Raw genomic sequence first — 22,701 nt, forward strand, 5'->3', positions numbered from 1 at the left:
TGCTCGGCGACGCGGCGGCAGCCGTCGTCATCGAGGCCGAACCGGAGGCCGAACGGCGCGGCGCCCCCGTGCTGGCCCGGCTGGCCGGCTGGGGCCGGACCGGCGACGCCCACCACGTCTGCCGCCCCGAACCCGAGGGCGAGGGCGCGGCCCGGGCCATCGAGGCGGCGCTCGCCCGGGCCGGGGTCGCCCCGGCCGAGATCGGCTACGTCAACGCCAACGGCACCGGCTCCCCGCTGGCCGACCGGGCCGAGGCGAGCGCGCTGCGCCGGGTGTTCGGCGAGCACGCCGCCCGGCTGCCGGTCAGTTCCAGCAAGGCCGTCCACGGACACGCGCTGGAAGCCTCGGCCCTGCTCGAACTCGTCGTCACCATCAGCGCGTTGAACGAGGGTCTGCTGCCGGTCAACGCCGGCTGGCTGGGCCCCGACCCGGACATCGGACTGGATCTCGTGCTGGACGGACCGCGCACCGCCCGGGCGCGCTACGCGCTCACCCTCAACTCCGCCTTCGGCGGCGCCAACACCGCACTCCTGGTGGCCGCCCGATGACCGCGCTGCGCATCCTCGCCGAGGCCGTCTGGCCCGACCCGGAGGCCGGGACGCCCGAGCAGCTCCCGCCGTTGCCCGGCTTCTCCGCCTCCTCGTTCAACCCGCTGGTCGCCGAGACGGCCGACCGCTGCCTGCGCGCCCGCCACGGCGCGGCCCCGGCCCCCGGCCGGACCGCGCTGCTGCTGGCCAGCACCGGCGGCGACCGGGCCACCGCCCGTGCGATCGACGAGGCCGCCGCCTCCGAGCGGCGGATGCCCCCGTTGCTCTTCTTCCAGTCCAACCCGAACGCCGTCCTCGGCCACATCGCCGCCCGTTGGGGCCTGACCGGCCCGGTGGTGGCGATCAGCCCGGAGGAGAGCCCACCCGGCCGGGTGCCGCAGGACGCGCTCGACCTGGCCGAACTGCTCCTCGCGGACGGCGACGCCGAGCAGGTGCTCGTCATCGCCGCCGAACAGGCCGACGGCCCCCGCGAGAGCGACCGGGCGGTGGCACTGCTGGTCACCGGCGTCTGAGCCAGACCCCCGCACCACCGACCCCGAACACGTCCCCCGACCGCGTCCACCGACCCCCCGCACGTCTGCGCTCCACCGGCGCGAACGGTCCCCCACCCGCCGCGTCCCGCCGCAGCACGCCCAGCACCTTCAGCACGCCCAGCACCTCGGGAGGGATCCACCCCGTGAGCATCCGCAGTATTCGCACCCTTCTGGCGGACGATCCGGCCGTCGGCGCCGGCAATGTCCTCACCAGCCGGCTCGCCCTCGGCCTCGGCCTCGACGAGCCGCTGCTGACCTTCGACACCGCCGTGGACGACCACGCCGCCTGGCAGCCCTTCACCGTGGCCGAGCTGGACCGCGCGGTCCGCGCCAGGGCCGCGACCCTGCACGCGCTCGGCGTCGGCCGGCGCGACCCGGTGGTGGTGTACGCGAGCGACGCCGCCGACCACGTGCTCTCCTTCCTCGCGCTGGCGCGCCTCGGCGCCATCCCCGCGCTGCTCAACCCCAACCTGCCCGGCGAGCGGGCCGCCCGCTACATCGCCAAGCTGGGCCCGGTCGGCATCCTCGCCGACGCCCCGCACCTCGACGCCCTGGCCGGTCACGACCCGGGCGCGCCCGCGTTCCCGGAGATCTCCACCCTCGGGAGCGGCGACCCGGAGGCCGCCCCGGCGCCGTACCGGCACTGGGCCGGTGACCCGGTCGCGATCACCCACTCCTCCGGCACCACCGGCATGCCCAAGGCCGTGGTCCACTCCCACGCGAGCCTGTACGCGGCGATCCGCCACCGTGCCCGGCTGCCCCGCCCGCAGGGCCAGGAGCGGATGCTCAGCGCACTGCCCGCCCCGCACGCCGCCACGCTGATCGCCGTCAACCTCGCGCTCGCCTCGCACACCCAGCTCGCCGTGCTCTCCAGCCAGTCCGGCGCCGGGGTGCTGGACGCGATCGAGAGCTGGCGGCCCAGCGGTGTCGTCGGCTTCGCCGCGACCTGGGCCGACCTCGCCCACCACGACCTGGCCGCACGGGAGCTGGACTCGGTCGCGCTCTGGTGGAACACCGGCGACTGCGCCCACGAGGTGCACATCCGCCGCCTGGTCGCCGCCGGCAGCCGCGAGTCCGTCACCCGCGAGGGCCGGGTCCGGCTGCCCGGCTCGCTGTTCGTGGACGGCCTCGGCTCCACCGAGATGGGCCACTCGCACTTCTTCATCACCCACGGCCCCGGCACCGAGCGGTACGGCCGCTGCGTCGGCCGGCCGCACGCCTTCGTCGACTGCGAGCTGGTCGGCCCGGACGGCGAGCCGCTCGGCCCGGGCGAGGTCGGCGAACTCGCCACCACCTCACCGACCCTGGCGCTCGGCTACTGGAACGACTCCGCCACCACCTTCCGCACCCGGCTGCGCGGCCGGTTCCTCACCGGCGACCTGATGTACCGGGACGAGGAGGGCTACTACTACCACGTCGACCGGGCCGTCGACTCGGTCGAACTCGGCGACGGCAAGCGGCTGTTCACCGCGATGTCGGAGGAGCGGGTGCTGGCCGCCTGCCCCGACGTGCTGGACTGCACCGTGGTCGCGGTCCGCGACGGCGGGCAGGTCGTCACCGACGTCCTGCTGATCCTGGCCGCCGACGCCGACCCGACCGCCGACCGGACCAAGGCCGTCACCGCCGCCCTGGACGAGGCCGCCGCGGCCACCGTCCGCCAGGTCGTGGTGGTGGCCGGCGACGCCATCCCGCTCGGGCCGACCGGCAAGGTCCGCAAGGTGCTGCTGCGGCAGCGCTACCTCGACTCGGTGGCCGCCCCCGCCGCGGCGGACGCCCGATGAGCGCCGGCGCCGCCCGCACCGGCGGCCGCCCGGGCGCCGTGGTCACCGGCATCGGCCTGGTCACCCCGGTCGGCCGCAAGCCCGCCGAGGTCTTCGACGCGCTCATCGCCGGCCGCTCCGGAATCCGCGCGCTGCCCGAGGGCCACTCCGCGCACGGCTGGCTCAGCGCCGCCGGCGTCGCCCCGGCCGTCGACGGCCGGGAGGTGCTGCCGCCCACCGAGACCCGCTGCGTGGACCGGTTCGTGCTGCTCGCCCTCGCCGCCGCCGACGACGCGCTCGCCGACGCCGGCCTGGTGGTCGGCCAGGACTCCGACCCGCACCGCACCGCCGTGGTGCTGGCCACCGGCGGCGGCGGGCTGGAGACCTTCGAGCAGCAGTCGCACCGCCGCCTCGACCGCGGCCGGCCCGGCGTCAGCCCGTACCTGCTGCCCGGCATGCTCTCCAACATGGCCACCGCCCGGATCGCCATCAAGCACGGGATCCGGGGCTTCAGTTCGGCCATCGTCACGGCGTGCGCGGCCGGCGCCCAGGCCGTCGCCGAGGGGCTGCGGCTGATCCGGGCCGGCGACGCGGACGTGGTGGTGTGCGGCGGCAGCGAGTCCTCGCTGCACCCGACGATCGCCGCCGCGTTCACCAACGCCCGCGCGCTGGCCTCCGGTTGGGACGATCCCGGGCAGGCCAGCCGGCCGTTCGACGTCCGCCGCAACGGCTTCGTGCTCGGCGAGGGCAGTGCGGTCCTGGTGCTGGAGAGCGCCGAGCACGCGAACGCCCGCGGCGCGGCCGGCTACGCCGACCTCACCGGGTGGGGAGCCTCCACCGACGCCCACCACCCGACCATGCCGCGCCCGGACGGCTCCGGCGCCGCCGACGCGATGCGTGCCGCGATCGCCAACGCGGGCCTGGCGCCGTCCGACATCGGCTACGTCAACGCCCACGGCACCGGCACCAAGCTGGGCGACGTCGCCGAGACCGCCGCGCTGCGCGCCGTCTTCGGCGACCAGGGCCCGGCGGTCAGCTCGACCAAGGGCTCCACCGGCCATCTGCTGGGCGCCGCAGGCGCGTTGGAGGCAGCGGTCACCGCACTCGCGGTGGCCCGGGGGACGCTGCCGCCGACCGTCAACCTCACCGAGCCGGACCCGGCCTGCGCACTGGACCACGTCCGGGGCTCGGCCCGTACCGTCCCGCTCGGCGCCGCGCTGAGCAACGCCTTCGCCTTCGGCGGGCACAACCTCAGCCTGGTCTTCGAGCCCGCCTCCACCCGGTCCGCCAGGTAGGGCCGCTCCGGAGGTTCCCGTCGCACCGACGCCCGGCGTCCTGCGCGCGGCGGGAACCGCCGGACCGGCCCTGGCGCGGCAGCGTCGCCGCGCCGCCCGACCCGCGCCGGACCACTCGCCAACTCGCCACCCCCCGGGGGGAGATCCCGATGTCCATCCAGTCCATCACCCACGTCGAGTATCACTGCGCCGACGCCGACGCCACGGCGGCCGGCTTCTGCGCCGACTACGGCTTCACCAGCATCCCGCCCGAGCCCGGCCACCTCGCGACGACCGAGTCCCAGGGCGCCCGCACCCTCCTGCTGCGCCAGGGCGGCATCCGCTTCCTGCTGCGCTCCGCCACCGACCCGGCCCACCCGGTGGCCCGGTACGTGGACCGCCACGGCGAGGGCGTCGCGGCCCTCGCGCTCGGCTGCACCGACCCGCAGGCCGCCCTGGAGCGCGCCGAGCGCCACGGCGCCCGCGTGCTGGACCGGGCCGGCGGCCTGGTGGCCGGCTTCGGCGACACCTCCCTGCGGTTCGTGGCCGAGCAGCCCGCGGCGGACCACGACGAGCCCGCCGGCCGACTGCTGGACGCCCTCGACCACGCCGCGATCTGCGTTCCGGCCGGCGAGCTGGCCCCCGCGGTGCGGTTCTGCGAGGCGGCCCTCGGCATGCACCGGATCTTCGGCGAGTACATCGAGGTCGGCGAGCAGGCCATGGACTCCAGCGTGGTGCAGAGCGTCTCCGGCGAGGTGACCTTCACCCTGATCGAGCCCGACACCAGCCGCCGCCCCGGCCAGATCGACACCTTCCTGGCCGACCACGAGGGCGCCGGCGTCCAGCACCTGGCCTTCCGCACCGGCGACATCGCCACCGCCGTGCGCACCGTCCGGGGCCGCGGCGTCGAGTTCCTCACCACCCCCGGCACCTACTACGACGCGCTCGCCGAGCGGCTCGGCGGCACCGCCATCCCGGTCGACACCCTGCGCGAGCTCGACATCCTGGTCGACCAGGACCACGGCGGCCAGCTGTTCCAGCTCTTCGCCCGCTCCACCCACCCGCGCCGCACGTTCTTCCTCGAACTGATCGAGCGCCAGGGCGCCGGCACCTTCGGCACCGCCAACATCAAGGCCCTGTACGAGGCCGTCGAACGGCAGCGCGCCGCCGCCTCCGTCTGAGTTCGTACGAGCAGCCGCCACGAGAGAAAGAGGAGGCCCCACCCGTGACCACCGCACCCGAGTTCCACCTCACCGAGGCCGAACGCGCTCTGCTGCCCACCCCCGAGGAGGTGGCCGGCTACCTGGAGCACGGCTGGTACCTGTCCCGCCGGCTGTTCAGCGACGAGGAGCTGGACACCCTGCAGGCCGCCACCGAGAAGTACTACGAGGGCCACCGCGACCGCGAGCTGCCCGTCCGCCCGCCGAAGCTCGCGTCCTGGGAGCCCTCGCACGGGCCGATCCAGCGGCACAACGACTACGTGCACTTCGAGAGCGAGGCGATCGGCGCGATCCTGCGCAAGCCGCTGCTCGGTGCCGTCGCCGCGCTGCTCGCCGAGGCCGAGGAGATCCGGGTGTTCCAGGCCACCCTGATCTACAAGCCCCCGGTGCCGGGCGAGCCGAGCAACCAGGTGCCGTGGCACTTCGACAAGCACTACTGGCAGACGTCGAGCTCCGACCGGATGCTCACCGCCTTCCTGCCGTTCCACGAGTGCGGCGAGGAGAACGGCACCATCACCATGGTCGACGGCAGCCACCGCTGGCAGGAGCTGCCCTCCGGCGAGGACTCCACCCGGCACTTCGCCGACCGCGACCGCTCCGAGCTGGACGCCATCCTCGACGCCAACGCCGCGCACAACGGGCAGCAGGTGCGGAAGGTCCCGATGCACATCCCGCGCGGGCACGTCAGCTTCCACCACTGCCGCACCTACCACGGCAGCGGCCCCAACCTGGCGTCGTTCCCGCGCCGGGCCGTCTCGCTGCACCTCCAGGACGGCGCCAACGAGTACCGCGGCGCCACCCGGCCGGACGGCGGGACCGTGGTCTACAACCACGACGTGGTGGTCCGCCGCACCCCCGACGGCCGGCCCGACTACGCCGACCCGGACATCTGCCCGACGGTCTGGCGGGGAGACCTGTGACGGGGACCGCCGCCCTCGACACACCCGAGCAGCGGTACCGGATGCTGCGGCTGATCCGCTCCTTCGAGGAGCAGGCGCTCGGCCTGGTCAAGTCCGGCGTCATCACCGGCGGCATCCACCCGTACATCGGACAGGAGGCCGTCGCGGTCGGCGTCTGCGCCGCACTGGCGCCCGGCGACCGGCTCACCTCCACCCACCGCGGCCACGGTCACGTGCTGGCCCGGGGCGTCGACCCGGCCCGGCTGCTGGCCGAACTGGCCGGCCGGGTGGACGGGTTGAACCGGGGCCGGGGCGGCTCGATGCACGCCGCCGACCTGCGGCTCGGCATCCTCGGCGCCAACGGCATCGTCGGCGCCGGCGCCCCGATCGCGGTCGGCGCGGCCTGGGCCGCACGGCAGGCCGGCGAGCCCACGGTGGCGGTCGCCTTCTTCGGCGACGGCGCGCTCAACCAGGGCGTGCTGCTGGAGTCGTTCAACCTGGCCGCGATGTGGCGCCTGCCGGTGCTCTTCGTCTGCGAGAACAACGGCTACGCCACCACCCTGCCCGCCGAGACGGCCGTGGCCGGCAGCGCGCTCGGCCGCGCCACCGCCTTCGGCATCCAGGCCGCCGCGGTCGACGGCATGGACACCGAGGCGGTCCGGACCGCCGCCGAACAGGCGGTCGCCCGGGCCCGGGAGGGCGGCGGACCGGCGTTCCTGGAGTGCCGCACCTACCGGTTCGAGGGTCACCACACCATGGAGCGCCGGATGAAACTGAACTACCGGTCCGCCGAGGAGGTGGACGCCTGGCGCGAGCAGGACCCGCTCCCCCGGGCCGCCGCCGCGATCGGCGCCGACCGGGCGGCCGAACTCGACGCCGAGGTGACCGCCGAGCTGGCGGCGGCCGAGCGGTTCGCGCTCGACTCGCCGCACCCGGACCCGGCCGGCGCGGCCGACCACCTGTACGCCTCCGGGCTGCGTCCCCGGGCGGGGGCGGTGACATGACCCGGCTCTCCTACACCAAGGCACTCAACCGGGCGCTGGCCGACGAGCTGGCCGAGGACCCGGCGGTCTGCGTGTTCGGCGAGGACATCGGCGCCGGCATGGCCGGGCCGACCCTCGGGCTGCTGGACCGGTTCGGGCCGGAGCGGATCGTCGACACCCCGCTCTCCGAGCAGGCCTTCACCGCGATGGCCGTCGGGGCGGCACTGGCCGGGCGGCGGCCGGTGCTGGAGTTCCAGATCCCCTCGCTGCTGTTCCTGGTCTTCGAGCAACTCGTCAACCAGGCCCACAAGTTCTCGCTGATGACCGGCGGCCAGGCGAGCGTCCCGCTGACCTGCCTGGTCCCCGGATCCGGCTCCCGGGACGGCTGGGCGGGGCAGCACTCCGACCACCCGTACAGCCTGTTCGCGCACGCCGGGGTCAAGACGGTCGTGCCGGCCACCCCGACCGACGCCTACGGGCTGCTGCGCTCGGCGGTCCGCGACCCGGACCCGGTCGTGGTCTTCGCCCCCGCCGCCGCCCTGCCGGTCCGGGAGACGGTCACCTGGGAGCTGGCACCGATCCCGCTCGGCACCGCCCGGGTGCACCGGCCCGGCACGGACGTCACCCTGGTCGCCGTCGGCCACCTGGTGCACGACGCGCTGGCGGTCGCCGAGGAGCTGGCCGACGAGATCTCGGTGGAGGTCCTCGACCCGCGCACGCTGTACCCCTTCGACTGGCCCGCACTCGGCGAGTCATTGGAGCGCACCGGGCGGCTGGTCGTGATCGACGACTCCAACCGCAGCTGCGGCATCGGCGCGGAGGTCCTGGCCACCGCCGCCGAGGAGTTCCGGCTCATCGCGCCACCGCGACGGGTCACCCGTCCGGACGGCACCGTGATGCCGTTCGCACCCGCCCTCGACCGGGCCCTCCAGCCCGGCCGGGAGCAGCTGCGGCACGCGCTACGGGCCGTCATGAAGTAGGCGTCCGGGCGACCGGGACACGGTCGGGCAGGGATGCGGAGCGGGGGCGGCCACGGTGGCCGCCCCCGCTTCGTCACACCACCTTGGGTACCGCCCCGAGCAGCGCCGGCAGCTCGTCCGCCGGGTCGCGGAAGCGGTGCAGCGCGGCCCGGCCGGCGTCTCCGCGCAGCTTCGCGGCCAGCCGGGCCGGAAGCACCACGGTGGTCAACAGGCCGGTCCCGTGGAACCCTTCGACGCTCCAGGAGACCCACGGCAGCGGATAGTTGGCGGTCGGACTGAAGAACACCGGCCGCTGCCCCTGGAAGCTCACCTCGTACAGCCCGAAGCGGCTCCAGTTGGAGAAGCTGAACCGGCGGTGCTCCGGGTCGAAGCCGAGCGGGACGCACTCCTGCAGCCGGGGGCGCCCCAGCTCCTCCAGGAAGCGCAGGTTGGACCGCAGGTTGAGGTGCTGGTCGGCGTAGCCCAGCACGGCCGAGCGCAGCGCCCCGGCGAGCACCGCCGGGCCGTCCGCGGGGGCGTACGGCAGGTGGATGTCGCCGAGCAGGTTGCCGAGCAGGGAGTCCGGCAGGCCGAGCGGCCGGCGCACGTTCACCGGGACGGTCAGCGTGCGCGTCTCGGTGTCACCGTCCAACTGCCGCACGGTGTGCACCACCTGGGCGCAGACGGCGTCGCCGCCCGAGACCCGCAGGCCGACCGCGGCGCTGAACTCCTCGCGCATCCGGGCGATCTCGGCGTCGCCGAAGTACAGCTGGACGGTGCGGTTGGCGCGCGGCCCGGCCGCCACCTCGCGGGCCAGCAGTGCACTCTCCTCCGGGCCGGGCAGCCGGAACCCGGGGCTGCCGCAGTCCTCGGCGGGCAGGACCTTGTCGAGCAACGCGTCCTGGTCCTCGACCAGTTCGGCGACGGGCAGCTCCTCGCCCTCGACCGCCGCCGACCAGGCGCGCAGCAGCAGCGCGAAGCTCTGCAGGTCGCCGATCGCGTGATGCCAGGAGCAGCCGAGCACGGTGCCGCCGTCGGCGGTCCGGGTGACCCGGACGGTCAGCAGCGGCCCCTTGCCGGTGCGGGCCGCCGGGGCGTCGACCGGGTCGGCCAGATCGGCGCCGGGCAGGGTCACCCGCCCCATCGCCTCGGCGAGCGTGCCGTCGACGCGGTAACTCTCCAGGGGGACACCGGAGTCGTCGCAGACCGCCGTCAACACCCCGTCGACGGTGTGGAGTCGGCCCGCGAACACGGGGATCCGGGCCAGCGCGCGGGCCAGTCCGGCGGCGAGCCGGTCCTCGTCCAGCGCGCGTTCGAAGAAGAACACCACGGAGACCGAGAGGTCGGCGAGCATGGTGTCGACCAGCCCGCAGCGCAGCACCGTCCCCGGGGCCGAACCGGCCCTGACCAGCCGGGTTTCGCTCAACTGTGGCCAGACACTCATGGGTCCATCCCTGGGCTCGCGGGGACAGCCGTGCGGACCACCCGGACGACCGTGCAGATCACTCCCCGAACGATAGGGCAGCGCACCGGTGTTGATCCAGTGGTCCAGTCCAATTCGTGAGAGGCCCGCCCTGCCGGCCGCAGGCAGGGGCCGGCAGGGCGGCCCGCGCGGGGCCCGCGCGAGGCTCGCGGCCGGGCCGTGACCAGGCCGAGGACGGCGCCCGGGACTAGACTCCGAACCATGGGAGAGCGCCCAGGCGCGCCCTCGGCGCCGCCCCTGGTACTCGTCACCGGCACGGACTCGCGACTGCTCGACCCGCGCCGGGCGTATCACGTCGGCCGCGACCCGACGAGCGAGATCGTCCTCGACGACCCCCGGGTCTCGTGGCACCACGCCGTGCTGAGCGTCGCCGCCGGCCACTGGCGGCTGGAGGACGTCGGCAGCACCAACGGCACCTACACCGACCACCACCGGATCCGGTCCGAGGACGTCGGCCCCGGCACCCGCCTGCGGTTCGGCAACGCCGCCGACGGCCCGTCCGCCACCTTCGCGGGCCTGCCCGAACCCGCAGCCGGCGAGCGCCCCTCGCTCGTCGCCCCGCAGGCCTCCGGCACCTTCCGCCGGCCGAGCGCCGTCCTGCGGCTGCCCGACCGCAGCGTGCGGATCGGCCGGGCCACCGACAACGACCTCGTGCTCGACGACCTCGTGGTCTCCCGGCACCACGCCGAGCTGCGCACCCTGCCCGGCGGCGGCCACGAGATCGTCGACCTCGGCAGCCACAACGGCACCTACCTCAACGGCCAGCCCGTCCAGCGGGCACCGGTCGGCCCGACCGACATCGTCGGCATCGGCCACTCCGCGCTCTGCCTCGCCGGCGACGAGCTGGTCGAGTACACCGACACCGGCGAGATCTCGCTCAACGTGCAGAACCTCGTGGTCCGGGTCGGCGCCGACCGGCGGGTCCTGCTGGACGACGTCTCCTTCCCGCTCGCCGAGAAGGCCCTGCTCGCGGTGGCCGGCCCCAGCGGCGCCGGCAAGTCCACCCTGCTCAACGCCCTCACCGGGCTGCGCCCCGCCGACGAGGGCACCGTCCTGTACGACGGCCGCGACCTCTACCGCGACTACGCGGAACTGCGCCGCCGGATCGGCCTGGTGCCGCAGGACGACATCCTGCACACCCAGCTGACCGTCCGCCGCGCCCTCTCCTACGCCGCCGAACTGCGCTTCCCCGGCGACACCGCGAAGGAGGAACGGGAGGCCCGGGTCTCCGAGGTGATCCACGAGCTCGGCCTGGACAGCCGGGCCGACCTGGTCATCTCCAGCCTCTCCGGCGGCCAGCGCAAGCGCGTCAGCGTCGCCCTCGAACTGCTCACCAAACCCTCGCTGCTCTTCCTCGACGAGCCCACCTCCGGCCTGGACCCGGGCATGGAACGCTCCGTGATGCAGATGCTGCGCGGCCTCGCCGACGACGGACGCACGGTCGTCGTGGTCACCCACAGCGTCCTCAGCCTGGCCGTCTGCGACCGGCTGCTGGTGCTCGCCCCCGGGGGGCGGACCGCCTACTACGGCCCGCCCGACGAGGCGCTCGACTTCTTCGGGTTCACCGAGTGGCCGGAGGCCTTCGAGGCGTTCGAGAACGAGGACCACGCGGCCTGGCAGCGCCGGTTCCGCGAGTCCCCGCTCTACCGGCGCTACGTCTCGGCGGAGGCGCTGCCCCCCGCCCGGCCCGTACCGCAGGAGCCGTCGGGCGGACAGCCCGGACCGGAGCCCCCGCAGGGCTGGTTCTCCCAGCTGGGGACGCTGATCCGCCGCTACACGTCGGTGCTCGCCGCCGACCGGCTGTTCCTGACCGTCATGATCGCCCTGCCGTTCCTGATCGGCGTGATGTGCCGGGCGATGGCCGGCACCCGGCTCTCCCCGGACAACGCGCTCAACTGCCTGCTCACGCTCTGCATCGGCGGTCTGCTCACGGGCTCCGCAAACGCGGTGCGCGAGATCGTCAAGGAACGGCCCATCTACCAGCGGGAGCGGGTGGTCGGGCTGTCCCGCTCCGCCTACCTGGTCTCCAAGGTGGTGGTGCTGGGCACGATCACGGTGGGGCAGGCCGCCGTCCTCACCGTGGTCGGCCTGGCCGGGGTCGACCTCACCCCGACCCTGCCCAACGGCGTCCAGGTCGAGACCGGGGTCCTGCTGCCACCGCTGGTCGAGCTGATCATCGCGGTCGCCCTGCTCTCCTTCTCCGCCATGATGCTCGGCCTGCTGGTCTCGGCGACGGTCCGCAAGGAGGAGGCCACCATGCCGTTGCTGGTGCTGCTCTCCGTGGTGCAGATCGTCTTCAGCGGCGCCATGCTGAAGCTGTACGCGGTACCCGGTCTGGAGCAGTTCGCCTGGCTGGTGCCCTCCCGCTGGGGTCTGTCCGCGATGGCCCGGACCGTCGACCTGCACGCCGTCTTCCCGACCACGATCACGGCCGACCCGCTGTTCCGGCACGACCGGACCGGATGGCTGTTCGCGCTGGTCATGCTGGTGGCGCTGGCGGCGGCGCTGTCCGTCGCCGTGCTCGCCCTGCTGCGCAGGCAGGAACCGACGATCATGCGGAAGTAGCGGACGGAGGCGACGGGCGGAGGAACCGGGAAGCAAGGGAAAGCGGCGGAAACAGCCGGGAGACGGACGAGAGACGGACGAGAGCCCATGGACGAGTTCGCGTTCCGCCCCACCCATGTCGCCCCGCCGGACGGCCTGGCCAGCTGGGTCACCCCCGACCCGGCGCAGCCGACCGCCCGGCTCGATCCGCTGCTGCCGGTCCGGCTGATCGCCCGCGAGGGCGACTGGGCACAGGTCCTCTGCTCCAACGGCTGGACCACCTGGGTGGACGGCCGGCTGCTGGTCTCCCTCCCCGGTGTGCCCCCCGGCGCGACCGGCCCGCCCGCCCGCACCGCCGACCCGCGCCCCGCGCTCGCCGAGGTGGAGGGCCGGCTGGCCCGCTACCGCTCGATGCTGGAGGACCTCGCGGCGGGCAGCGCCGACCTGGGGACCTTCCAGGACCGGGCCCGCGGCCTGCGGATCGGCCTGGTCATCGACGGCGAGGCGCTCTGGGTGTACGACCCGGCGCACGACCGCTGGTGCTACTGCGACGGCCTCCAGCTCCAGACGTACACCGCCACCGACCGTCCGCATCCGGCGGCCCCGGCGACACCCTCGACCCCGGTCCCGCCGGTCCCGCCGGTCGCTCCGGTCTCCCCGGACGACGGGACGTACGAACCCACCCGGGCGGTGGAGCTGTGATCCCGCCGGCCGGCCGGCCCGGGCCCACGCCGGACGAGCCGGCACCGGACGCGCCCGGGCCCGGGGGCCGACCCGCGCCCGAGCGTGAACCCGACCGCGGGCCCCTCACCACGCCGAACGTGCCACCGCCCGACGACCCGCCCCCCGCGCCTCCCCCCGCACCCGTGCCGTCCGCGACACCCACGGCCAGGCCCGCACCGACGGTCGAGCCCGCCGCACCGGACGCAGCTCCCGCACCGGCCCCACCACCGCCCCCGCCCCCGACCGCCGTCGGTGACGACCCCGGTCGCGGCGGCGGCCCCGGTGACGGCCCCGGCAGCACCGGCGGCCCTGCCCCCCGACGCGTCCGCGCCGAGCGGCCCGACCTCCTCGACGACCTCGACGACGACTTCGGGGACGACTTCGGCCCGCCCAGCCTGCCGGCCGGCATGGTCGGGCGCCGGGTCGCCGGCTACCGGCTGGAGTCGGAGATCGGCCACGGCGGCATGGCCGTCGTGTACCGCGCGAAGGACCTGCGGCTCGGCCGCACCGTCGCGGTCAAGTTGCTCGCCCCCGAGCTGGCCCGCAACGAGGTGTTCCGGCAGCGGTTCATCCACGAGTCCCGGGTCGCCGCCGCGATCGACCACCCGCACATCATCCCGGTGTTCGAGGCGGGTGAGGCCGACGGCATCCTGTTCATCGCGATGCGCTACGTCGAGGGCGGCGACCTGCGCGGTCTGATCAAGCGGGGCGGGCCGTTCCCCGTCGACCGGGCGGCCGGGCTGGCCCTGCAGATCGCCTCCGCGCTGGACGCCGCGCACGACCACGAACTGGTCCACCGCGACGTCAAGCCCGGCAACGTGCTGGTCGCCGCCGGCACGGACAGCGAGCACCCCGAGCACCTCTACCTGGCCGACTTCGGCCTCACCAAGAAGTCGCTCTCGCTGAGCGGGCTGACCGGCGTCGGCCAGATCGTCGGCACCCTCGACTACGCCGCGCCCGAACAGATCTCCGGCCGGCCGCTCGACGGCCGCTGCGACCAGTACGGCCTCGGCTGCGTGGTCTTCGAGATGCTCGCCGGGGTGCCGCCGTTCCGGCGCGAGAGCGACCTCGCCCTCCTCTGGGCCCACCTCAACGACCCGCCGCCGACCCTGCGCGACCACCGTCCCGACCTGCCGGCCGCGGTGGACGAGGTGGTGTCCCGGTCGCTCGCCAAGTCCCCCGGGGAGCGGTACGCCGGCTGCCTGCAGTTCGTGGCCGAGCTGCGCGCCGCAGCCACCGTCCTGCCGGGGGCGGGACCGCCCGCGAGCCAGTGGGCGGCGGCCGGACCGCCGACCCAGGTGGTCCCGACCCACCGGACGGACGCGTACGGGGGCACCGCGTACGGCGGCCCGCACGCGGGTGCCGCTCCCGGCGTCCCGGAGCCGCCCGCCTGGGCCGACCCGGTGGTCCGTCCGCCGCGCTGATCCGCACGCCGGGGTAACCCGTCCCGCCCCGGCGCTCCCGACGGTTCCCGCCCCGGCTCTGCGCTTCAGCCGTTACCGCTGCTCGCCGGGCGCCTGCCCCCGGCGCTTCAGCCGGGCCGCCACGAGGCCGCCGAGCCAGCCGGCGACCAGCCCCCACCCGGCGGCCAGCGGCACCGCCGTCCACAGGACGGGGCTGAGCACGACCGTCCCCCCGGTCAGGGCGGCCGCCGGGCCGACCGGACCACCGACCTCCGGGCCCAGGACGGAACTCAGCAGGTCGCCGAGGCCGCCCTCACCGAGGCCGACGCCCAGCACGGAGAGCCCGTAGTCGGCCGAGACGCGCGTCCAGACACCGACCAGCAGCACGGTGACGGCCGCCGCCGCGGCCAACCGGACGGCGTGCTGCCAGAGCCGGACCCCGCGCGGCGAGCGGTAGGCGGCCAGCAGACCGGCCGCGAACATCAGGACCCCCGCGAGCGGGAGCAGCCACCACGCCCGCGCGTCCTGCTCGGCGAGCGTGCCGAGGCTCACCGTGCCGTCCTGCCCCTCGGGGGTGCGCAGCACGGCGGCCAGCGGCTTGGGCACCGGCAGGCCGAGCGCTCCGCTCAGGTGGCCGTTCCACTCGGCTCCGAGGCCGACGCCGAAGGCGATCCAGACCAGGTTGGGCAGGGCGAGCAGCACGACGGCGGCGATCTCCCGGGGGCTGCCGTTCACGACCGCCGTCCCGACCGCGGCCACCAGGCCGAGCGCCACGTAGCCGAACAGCACCGCCAGCATCGCGAACGCGGCCGGCCGGACGGCCTGTTGGAACGGGACGAGGGCGCGCGGCAGCGGGGCGCGGCGGGACACCGCGAAGGTGATCGCGAGCACGACGAGGAGCCAGAGCAGCCCGAGGCCGAGCGTGGAACCGGGGTCGGCGTGGAAGCCGACCTCGGGCGACAGACCGAGGGCGCCGCCGAGCTCCTCGACGAGGTCGTTGCCGAGCGGGACGGCGAAGGTGTGCCGGGCCCCCAGGGTGAGCAGGACCAGCGCCACCAGCCAGACCACCGCCGTCCGGGCGGCCCGGCCGACCAGTTCGCCGCCGCCCGCCACGGCCCGGAACCGGAGCTGACGCAGGAACACCTCGGCCACGGCCAGTGCGCCGACCAGGCCGACCGAGAGCGGCATGGCGGTGATCCCGGCGTCCACCGAGGCGAAGAACCCGGCGCCGCCCTCCAGTTCGACCGATCCGCCGACCGCCAGCACGAGCGCGGCGGCCACCACGTACGGGAAGCCGCCGCCGGGCAGGGCGTCGGCACCGGCCGCCCAGAGACCGAGCGCGGCGACCGCCGCCATCGCGGCGAACCCCGCGGCGACCACCGCGAGCGCGTCCAGCCACCCGCGCAGGGCGCCGGGCGGCCCGGCGGCCCCGGTGGGCCGCCCCGGGTGCGGACGGGCCTGCTGCTGCATGCGGGCCTCCTGACGGCTCCGATCCCCCGCGCCACGACTCCGGACCCCCGCGCGCCTCGCTCCAGGGTGACCCAGGACCGGCCGGCCCGCCCGGCCGCGCCGCGGGCCGTTGCTCCGGACGCCGCGACGGCGGGTGACCGGGTCGCGGACGGCCGGGTCGCGGACGGCCGGGTCGCGGGTGACCACGGCTTGCTGTTGCGACGGATCGGGAGCGGGGGGAGAAATGGATCCCAGTGGCAGGAGCCTCCTGCGCCGACCGGACTCGCCGGCCGCCTGCGAAACGGAGCCCTCGATGAGTTCCCAACCACCTCCGTCCGGCCCGCCCTCGGGACCTCCCTCCGGACCTCCGTCCGGGCCGCTCTCCGGGCCGCCGTCGGGCGGCCGCTCCGGACCGCCCGGACCCCCGTCCGGACCGCCCTCCGGTGCCTCCGGCGGGCCCTCCGGGGGACGTCCGACGCCGTGGTGGCGCTCGGGCCGCAAGGCCGCGCTGGTCGCCGGCACGGCCGTGGTGGCCGTGGTGGCGACGGTGCTGATCGTCAACAACAACAGCGGCGGCAAGCAGGACGACGCCGTGCCGACCGCCAACGAGGTCGCGCTGCAGTCCCCGCAGGACCCGGGACCGGCTCCGTTCACCCCGTCGGTGGAGACCGAGGGCGTCCAGGCCCCGGCTCCGGCCTCCACCCCCGCGCAGCCGGCCACCACCCGAACGGGTGGAGCGGCGACCACCGGAAGCACCGCCGCCGCGACGACGCCGGCCGGCATCCAGAGCGTCGAGGGGACGTCGTCCGGCCTGTACGCGGGCACGATGTCCAAGCCGAACTGTGACGTGGAGAAGCTGGTCTCGATGACGTCGACCGGCGACAGCGGCCGGGCCTGGGCGTCCGCGCAGGGCATCGATCAGTCCGAGAACCCGGCCTACCTGCGGTCGCTGACCCCGGCGTTCCTGCGGGTGGACACCCGGGTGACCAACCACGCGTACAAGGGCGGCGCGGCGGTCGGCTACCAGTCCGTGCTCCAGGCCGGTACGTCGGTCCTGGTGGACGCGCAGGGCGTGCCCCGGGTGCGCTGCGGCTGCGGCAACCCGCTGAAGCCGCCGACGCTGGTGTCCGACGCGAAGTACACCGGCAAGGCCTGGGCGGGCTTCCAGCCGTCCGCCACCGTCGTCGTGGTGCCGGCGCCCAAGCCGGTGACCGAGATCCTGCTGGTGAACGTCGTGACCGGCGGCTGGTTCGTCCGGGTGACCGGGCAGATCGAGATCGTCGACCGGCCCGCCCAGCCGCCGCGCGGTCCGCTGGCGCCGGGTGTCCCGCCGCCGGCCCCGATGACGCCGACCGGGCCGTCGGGCTCCGGCTCCACGTCGACCTCGCCGTCCTCCTCGCCGTCCACCCCGGGGTCCGGTTCCGCGACCGGCTCGGGTGCGACGTCGGGGACGCCGTCGGGTTCGACCTCCGGGTCCACCGGGCCGTCCAACGGGTCGGCGACCGCCTCCACCGCGACGCCGTCCTCGGGTACGGCGACGGCCTCGACCGCCGGGGCGACCTCGTCCGGGGCCACTCCGTCGAGCGCCTCCACCGGGGCGACCACGTCCGCGCCGCCGACCAGCGCGGCGCCGACGACCGCCGGCGGGACACCGTCGACGGTGACGTCCGCCGCGACGGCGACCACGGCGACCACGACGGCGAGCACCGCCGTCCGGTCGGCCACCGGCACGACCACGACGGCCGCCACCGCGCAGCAGACCGCGGCGGTCACGCCGACCTGTTCCACCACGCAGCCGTCCACGCTTCCGCCCTGTCCGACGCCGGAAGCCGGCTGAGCCGACCGGCCGCCGGAGGCCCGCCGTCACCCGCCCCTCGACCGGGCGGGCGACGGCGGGCCTCGTTCCGGGCTACGGCAACAGCACCTCGGCGTCGTCCGGACCGAGCATCCGGCCGTCGGCCGCCCGGACCTCGATCGGGGCGATCGGCGCGCCGTCGACGCGGTCCACCAGCCGGGCGCGGGGCTCGTCGCTCTCGAAGAAGTACTGCTCGCCCCACTGGCGCAGCGCCGTGACGACGGGGAACAGCGCGCGCCCCTTCTCGGTGAGCACGTACTCCTGGTAGGGGCTGCCGTCGGAGGCCGGGACCGTCTCGAAGACCCCGCCGGCGACCAGGCCGGCGAGGCGGGCGGACAGGATGTTCTTCGCCAGTCCGAGGTTCTTCTGGAACTGACCGAACCGGCTCAGCCCGTCGAAGGCGTCGCGGACGATCAGCAGCGTCCAGCCGTCGCCGACGACGTCCAGCGGCCGGGCGACCGGGCAGGACGACTCCTCGTGCGTGGTGCGCCTGGGCACGCGCGCCTCCTCTCACCTGCGGTTCCCTCCGCCCGGGGGCGGGGTTTCACCGTGCAACCCTAGCGCGCGGCCGACGGATCCCCGCGCGGTTGCTTATTGAAACCAGACTGTGCCAGGGTGGCGTGGTAGCACATTGAAACCGCATGGGGCCCGGCCGCGTCCGGGCCCCCGCCCGCCCCCAGGAGCCGTCCACGTGGTCCCTCCCGACACCACCCGCACTGCCCGCACCGCCCGCGGGACCTCCGCTCCGGCCGCTGCTGCGGCCCCCTCCGCACCCGCCCGTCGGCTCTCCCCCGCCATCGCCCTGCTGTTCTCCGTCGCCGGCGGCCTCGCCGTCGCCAACGTCTACTACTCCCAACCGCTGCTCGACCTGATCGCCGACGACCTCGGCATCGGCCGCTCCACGATCGGCCTGGTCGGCACCCTCACCCAGGTCGGCTACGCGGTCGGGCTGCTGCTGCTCGTACCCCTCGGGGACCGCCTCGCGCCCCGGCCCCTGATCGTCGGCCAGCTCGGGCTCTCCGTCGTGGCGCTGGGCGCCGTCGCCCTCGCCCCTTCCGCGCCGCTGATGCTCCTCGCGTCCATGGCGGTCGGCGTGCTCGCCGTGGTCGCCCAGGTGGTGGTCGCCCTCGCCGCCTCGCTCGCCGACCCCGCCGACCGGGGCCGCACCGTCGGGACGGTGACCAGCGGCATCGTGATCGGCATCCTGCTCGCCCGGACCGTCGCCGGCGCCATCGGCGACCTGGCCGGCTGGCGCGCCGTGTACGTGGTGTCCGCCGTCGCCACCGGCGTCATGGCCGCCGTCCTGGCGGCCGTCGTCCCGGCCGGGCGGCGCCGCCCCGAACGGATCGGCTACCTGCGGCTGGTCGGCTCGGTCTTCACCCTGTTCGCCCGGGAGCCCGTGCTCCGGGCCCGCGCCGGGCTCGCGCTGCTGACCTTCACGGCCGTCACCGTCCTGCTCACGCCGATGGTGCTGCCCCTCGCCGCCCCACCGTTCGACCTCAGCCACACCGAGATCGGGCTCCTCGGCCTGGCCGGCGCGGCCGGCGCACTCGGGGCGGGCCGCGCCGGACGCCGGGCCGACCGGGGCCACGCCGAACGGACCCTGGCCATCGGGCTCACCGCGATGCTGGTCTCCTGGCTGCCGGCCGTGCTGCTGCCGCACTCGGTGTGGTGGCTGGTGCTCGCCCTGGTGGTCGTCGACTACGGCCTGCAGTCCGTGCACGTGGTCAACCAGCACCTGCTCTACCGGGTCCGGCCCGAGGCGCAGAGCCGGCTGACCGCCGGCTACATGCTGTTCTACTCGGCCGGCTGCGGCCTCGGCGCGATCGCCTCCACCCTGGTGTACGAGCACGGCGGCTGGACGGCGGTGTGCGGTCTGGGCAGCCTGATCAGCCTGCTCGCACTCGTCCACTGGCGGGTCACCACCCCGCGGCAGCCGGCGGACACCGGTGGCCGCGTCAGCCCGTGACGGCCAGCTCCGCCACCACCGCCCGGTGGTCGGCGCCGCGGACGGTGTGCTCCGCCACCGACACCGCACGCAACCCGTCCCCGTGCAGGACGTGGTCGATCTGGATCACCGGCCACAGGTAGGGGAAGTCCGCGTTGGACTCCGGCCAGGTGGGCGAGCCGCCGCGACCCAGCTCGGCATGGGTGTCGGTGAGACCCGTGCCGAGCAGGTCACGCATCGGCGCGTGGTCGAGGCTCGCGTTGAAGTCGCCCAGCAGGACGGCGTTGCGGGTGGCACCGTCGGCCGCCGCCCGCAGCTCGTCGAAGTCCTCCGCCCAGCGGCCCGCGTCACCCAGCGGGTAGTACGTGTGCACCGCCGTCAGCCGGACCGTCCGGCCGCCGACCGCCACGTCGACGGCCACCTGGTCACGGGCCGCCGCCGAGGCCGCACCGTCCAGCGGGGTCAGCGGGAGCCGCGAGTAGACGGCGGTGTCCCGGCCGGGCCGCACCTCCCGGTACGGCAGCACCTCGGCGATGCCCGCCCGGTCCAGCCCGGCGGCGGCACGCGGGCCCAGCTCCTCGACCGCGAGGACGTCGACCCGCTGCTCACGGACCAGCCGGACCAGCTCGTCGGTGTCCACCTGACCCATGTAGGCGTTGCTGGTCGCCACTCGCAACCGCGGCGCGTCGGCCGGGACCGAACCGCCGTCCGGTACGAACCTCGGTACCAGCCAGCAGAGTTGCACGGCGACGAGCAACCCGGCGACCGCCACCGCCCACCACGAGCGCAGCGCCAGCAGCGCCCCCAGCACCACGAGCGTGCCGAGCGCCGCGTGCGGCAGGCCGACCACCACGAGCGACAGCGCCGTTCCGTCGTCCCACCCGGCCAGCCGGACCACGACCAGGCCCGCCGGCACCGCGAGTGCGGCGGCGCAGAGTCCCCTCAGCACCCGTCGTACGCGGCCCCACCGGCCCGGGCCCGGCACCGTCCGTCCCATGCGTCACTCCCGCCCCTCGACTCCGCCGGAAGACGCCCCCGGATTCCCGGCGGTTCCCGGGGCGCCCGGGCGCGGAGCGCCCAGGCGCCGGGGTCCTCAGTCGACGCAGGGGATGCCACCGGCCCGCACGGCGGGGCCCTGCATGGGCGGTTCGGGGGCGGGTCCGGCGGCCGGGGTGCCCGCGGGTGCCGGTCCGGCGGAGGAACCACCGGGCGCGGCACCGGAGGTGGGGCCGGGCGTCGCGCCGGAGGTGCGGGCGAGCGTGACGACCACGTGACCGGCCGGAGCGGCGGCGGAGGCCGTGGGGGTGACGCCGTAGCGGGCCGCGACCCGCTCGGCCTCGGCCTTCGCGCCGGTGCCGTAGCCGACCGTGGTGGCCTTCGCCCGCCCGGCCGCCGGGCTCCCGGCCGTCTTCCCCGCCGGGTGGCCGAGTTCGGCGAGGGCCTCGGACTCCGCCGACGCGGCGGCGGCACTCACCCCGTAGACGTCGACGGTGGCCCGTTCCTTCGCCGGCGGCGCAGGGGTCTCCGGCGCGGTCGACGTGCCGGCCGGCCCTGCGGCGGGCGCCGGGGCCGGTGCCGGGGGCGGCGGCTCGTGGCCGAACAGCTGCTTGACGATCCGCCTGATCTGCTCCGGGTCGACGGTGTTGACCTCCTGGCCGCCGATGTTCTTGAACCCGGTGATCGGCAGGGTGTTGAACTCGACGTTGCCACCGGTCAGGTCGGGCGCCTGCTGCGCGAAGTCCAGCAGGTTCCACCGGTCGTCGATGACCACGTCCTTCTTCACCACGTCGAACAGCCGCTGGAGCTGCCCGAGGTCACCGATGACGCCCTGCTGCTTGAGCTTGTACACGACCGAGGAGAGGAAGGCCTGCTGGCGGTGGGTCCGGTCGAGGTCGCCGTTGGTCAGGTGGTGGCGCTGCCGGACGAAGGAGAGCGCCTGCCGGGCATCGAGCGAGCTGATACCGGCGGGCAGCCTGAGCCCGGTACCGCCGCCCTCGTGGTTGGCGGTCCGGGCCACGATCGGGTCGTCGACCGGGTTGTTGAGGCAGACCTGGATCGGCTCGACCGCCTTGGCGATGTCGTAGAAGCCGATCAGGTTGACCTCGGCGAAGTGGTCGATCGGGACGCCGAGGAACGCCTGCACGGTCTGGACGGTGGCCGACCGGCCCGCCTCCCGGCTCTGCCGCTCCAGCTCGGACCTGGAGAGCCCCCTGCCCCCGAGCCGCTGCTCGGCGGCCCCCTTGGCGATGCCGTACGCCTCCTTGATCTTGTGCATCCGGCCGTCCGCACCGACGGTCTGCACGTAGTCGTCGCGCGGGACGGAGAGCGCCGTCACCTTGCCGCCGTCGGCCGGTATGTGCAGGACGATCAGGGCATTGGTGTTGTACCCGCCGATCTCGCTGGACCCGGCGTGCAGCTCCTCCTCGACGAACTCCTTGGGAAGGTCGTTGCCGTCCATGTCCTTGCGGCTGTCGAGGCCGATGAGCAGCAGGTTGACGGACCTGTCGAGGCGCGGCGGCGCGTTCCTCCGCGCCTCCGCCAGCGCGCCCGACTTGACCATGCCGCCGTCCAGTTGGCGGTACTCGTACCAGACGAGGCCGCTCGCGCCGAGCACGGCCGCCGAGACGGTGGCGGCGAGCGCGCGGCCGACGACGGTCAGCGGCCCGGTGCGGGGATCAGCCACGACGGTTCCTCCGGTCGGGAGTTCGGGTGCCCCGGGCCCCGGCTTCGCGGGCACCCGCGCCGGAGGGCCGGGCGCCGCCGGGGCGGAGATCGGGGCGCGGATCGGGGCGGGGATCGGGGCGGGATCCGCGTCTGCGGCGCCGGTCGCGGGCGACCCGGCCGTCCGGGGCCGGGCCGGTGCGCCGGGCGCGGACCGCCCGCACGGCGAGGACCAGGAGCGCGGCCACGGCCGCCGCCCCCATCGCGGGGAACGCGCCGACCACCCAGCGCACGGCCGCCGAGGCGAGCGCCTTCCCCTGGTACGCGTCCCGGTCGGCCAGGTAGGCGGTGGCCGCCCGCGACGCCAGCGCCACCGGCGGCGCGGCCGTGACCACCCACCAGCCCCCGGCCCGGCCGCAGAGTGCGGCCGCCGCAGCGGCACCCAGCACGGCTCCGGCC

17 protein-coding genes and 2 pseudogenes are annotated in these 22,701 nt (G+C 75.5%); 13 read left to right on the plus strand and 6 right to left on the minus strand.

All coding sequences use genetic code 11. The features are described from left to right. The 8 genes and pseudogenes from ABZY91_RS35995 to ABZY91_RS36030 form a co-directional block, all read left to right on the plus strand. Positions 1-548 (plus strand): annotated as a pseudogene (locus ABZY91_RS35995) (beta-ketoacyl-[acyl-carrier-protein] synthase family protein); the annotation flags it as partial. Continuing rightward, positions 545-1,060, plus strand: coding sequence for a hypothetical protein (locus tag ABZY91_RS36000; protein WP_355407702.1), 516 nt, complete (start codon positions 545-547; stop codon positions 1,058-1,060). The pseudogene ABZY91_RS35995 and the gene ABZY91_RS36000, both read left to right, overlap by 4 nt. Before the next feature lie 164 nt (positions 1,061-1,224). Then, a complete protein-coding gene (locus tag ABZY91_RS36005) occupies positions 1,225-2,862 on the plus strand; it encodes a class I adenylate-forming enzyme family protein (protein ID WP_355407704.1) in 1,638 nt (545 codons plus the stop codon). Next, the gene (locus ABZY91_RS36010; protein ID WP_329881243.1) at positions 2,859-4,136 is read left to right on the plus strand and encodes a beta-ketoacyl-[acyl-carrier-protein] synthase family protein; all 1,278 of its coding nucleotides are present in this window, start codon (positions 2,859-2,861) and stop codon (positions 4,134-4,136) included. The genes ABZY91_RS36005 and ABZY91_RS36010 overlap by 4 nt, the downstream gene beginning before the upstream one ends. Positions 4,137-4,285: 149 nt before the next feature. Further along, positions 4,286-5,296 (plus strand): 4-hydroxyphenylpyruvate dioxygenase, encoded by a 1,011-nt coding sequence (gene hppD, locus ABZY91_RS36015; RefSeq protein ID WP_355407706.1) that lies wholly within the window; start codon positions 4,286-4,288, stop codon positions 5,294-5,296. A gap of 44 nt (positions 5,297-5,340) precedes the next feature. After that, positions 5,341-6,255, plus strand: a complete 915-nt coding sequence (locus ABZY91_RS36020) for a phytanoyl-CoA dioxygenase family protein (RefSeq protein WP_329881247.1) — start codon at positions 5,341-5,343, stop codon at positions 6,253-6,255. Then, on the plus strand, positions 6,252-7,238 hold the full coding sequence (locus tag ABZY91_RS36025; protein WP_329951855.1) for a thiamine pyrophosphate-dependent dehydrogenase E1 component subunit alpha: 987 nt from the start codon (positions 6,252-6,254) through the stop codon (positions 7,236-7,238). The genes ABZY91_RS36020 and ABZY91_RS36025 overlap by 4 nt, the downstream gene beginning before the upstream one ends. Beyond that, positions 7,235-8,197 carry a transketolase C-terminal domain-containing protein gene (locus tag ABZY91_RS36030; protein ID WP_329881251.1) on the plus strand — a complete coding sequence of 321 codons (963 nt, stop codon included), beginning with the start codon at positions 7,235-7,237 and terminating at the stop codon, positions 8,195-8,197. The genes ABZY91_RS36025 and ABZY91_RS36030 overlap by 4 nt, the downstream gene beginning before the upstream one ends. 73 nt (positions 8,198-8,270) lie before the next feature. Here ABZY91_RS36030 and ABZY91_RS36035 read toward each other — a convergent pair whose 3' ends face one another. After that, on the minus strand, positions 8,271-9,620 hold the full coding sequence (locus tag ABZY91_RS36035; RefSeq protein ID WP_355407709.1) for an acyltransferase: 1,350 nt from the start codon (positions 9,618-9,620) through the stop codon (positions 8,271-8,273). A 240-nt stretch (positions 9,621-9,860) separates the two neighbouring features. On the opposite strand from ABZY91_RS36035, the gene ABZY91_RS36040 reads away from it, so the two are divergent. The 3 genes from ABZY91_RS36040 (at position 9,861) to ABZY91_RS36050 (ending at position 14,350) form a co-directional block, all read left to right on the plus strand. Beyond that, positions 9,861-12,224, plus strand: a complete 2,364-nt coding sequence (locus ABZY91_RS36040; RefSeq protein ID WP_329881253.1) for an FHA domain-containing protein — start codon at positions 9,861-9,863, stop codon at positions 12,222-12,224. A gap of 87 nt (positions 12,225-12,311) precedes the next feature. Then, positions 12,312-12,905: a hypothetical protein gene (locus ABZY91_RS36045; protein ID WP_355407712.1), complete on the plus strand. Its 594-nt coding sequence runs from the start codon at positions 12,312-12,314 to the stop codon at positions 12,903-12,905. Positions 12,906-13,333: 428 nt separating this feature from the next. Then, a complete protein-coding gene (locus ABZY91_RS36050) occupies positions 13,334-14,350 on the plus strand; it encodes a serine/threonine-protein kinase (RefSeq protein ID WP_329951910.1) in 1,017 nt (338 codons plus the stop codon). 72 nt (positions 14,351-14,422) lie between these two features. Here the strand turns inward: ABZY91_RS36050 and ABZY91_RS36055 are convergent, their stop codons facing one another. Then, positions 14,423-15,799, minus strand: coding sequence for a streptophobe family protein (locus ABZY91_RS36055; RefSeq protein ID WP_355407714.1), 1,377 nt, complete (start codon positions 15,797-15,799; stop codon positions 14,423-14,425). Between the two features lie 517 nt (positions 15,800-16,316). Here ABZY91_RS36055 and ABZY91_RS36060 point away from each other — a divergent pair. Further along, positions 16,317-17,615, plus strand: a complete 1,299-nt coding sequence (locus tag ABZY91_RS36060; protein WP_355407716.1) for a DUF6777 domain-containing protein — start codon at positions 16,317-16,319, stop codon at positions 17,613-17,615. A gap of 72 nt (positions 17,616-17,687) precedes the next feature. Here ABZY91_RS36060 and ABZY91_RS36065 read toward each other — a convergent pair whose 3' ends face one another. Further along, the gene (locus ABZY91_RS36065; protein WP_355407718.1) at positions 17,688-18,131 is read right to left on the minus strand and encodes a helix-turn-helix domain-containing protein; all 444 of its coding nucleotides are present in this window, start codon (positions 18,129-18,131) and stop codon (positions 17,688-17,690) included. 193 nt (positions 18,132-18,324) lie between these two features. Between ABZY91_RS36065 and ABZY91_RS36070 the strand changes: the two genes are divergently transcribed. Next, a complete protein-coding gene (locus tag ABZY91_RS36070) occupies positions 18,325-19,602 on the plus strand; it encodes an MFS transporter (RefSeq protein WP_355407720.1) in 1,278 nt (425 codons plus the stop codon). Here the strand turns inward: ABZY91_RS36070 and ABZY91_RS36075 are convergent. The 3 genes and pseudogenes from ABZY91_RS36075 to ABZY91_RS36085 all read right to left on the minus strand — a co-directional run. Continuing rightward, on the minus strand, positions 19,592-20,578 hold the full coding sequence (locus ABZY91_RS36075) for an endonuclease/exonuclease/phosphatase family protein (RefSeq protein ID WP_355407722.1): 987 nt from the start codon (positions 20,576-20,578) through the stop codon (positions 19,592-19,594). The genes ABZY91_RS36070 and ABZY91_RS36075 overlap by 11 nt on opposite strands. A 96-nt stretch (positions 20,579-20,674) precedes the next feature. Then, positions 20,675-22,264: an LCP family protein gene (locus ABZY91_RS36080; protein WP_355407724.1), complete on the minus strand. Its 1,590-nt coding sequence runs from the start codon at positions 22,262-22,264 to the stop codon at positions 20,675-20,677. Further along, positions 22,257-22,701 (minus strand): annotated as a pseudogene (locus ABZY91_RS36085) (hypothetical protein); the annotation flags it as partial. The pseudogene ABZY91_RS36085 and the gene ABZY91_RS36080, both read right to left, overlap by 8 nt.

It is taken from the genome of Kitasatospora sp. NPDC002965, assembly GCF_040611255.1.
Lineage (GTDB): Bacteria > Actinomycetota > Actinomycetes > Streptomycetales > Streptomycetaceae > Kitasatospora.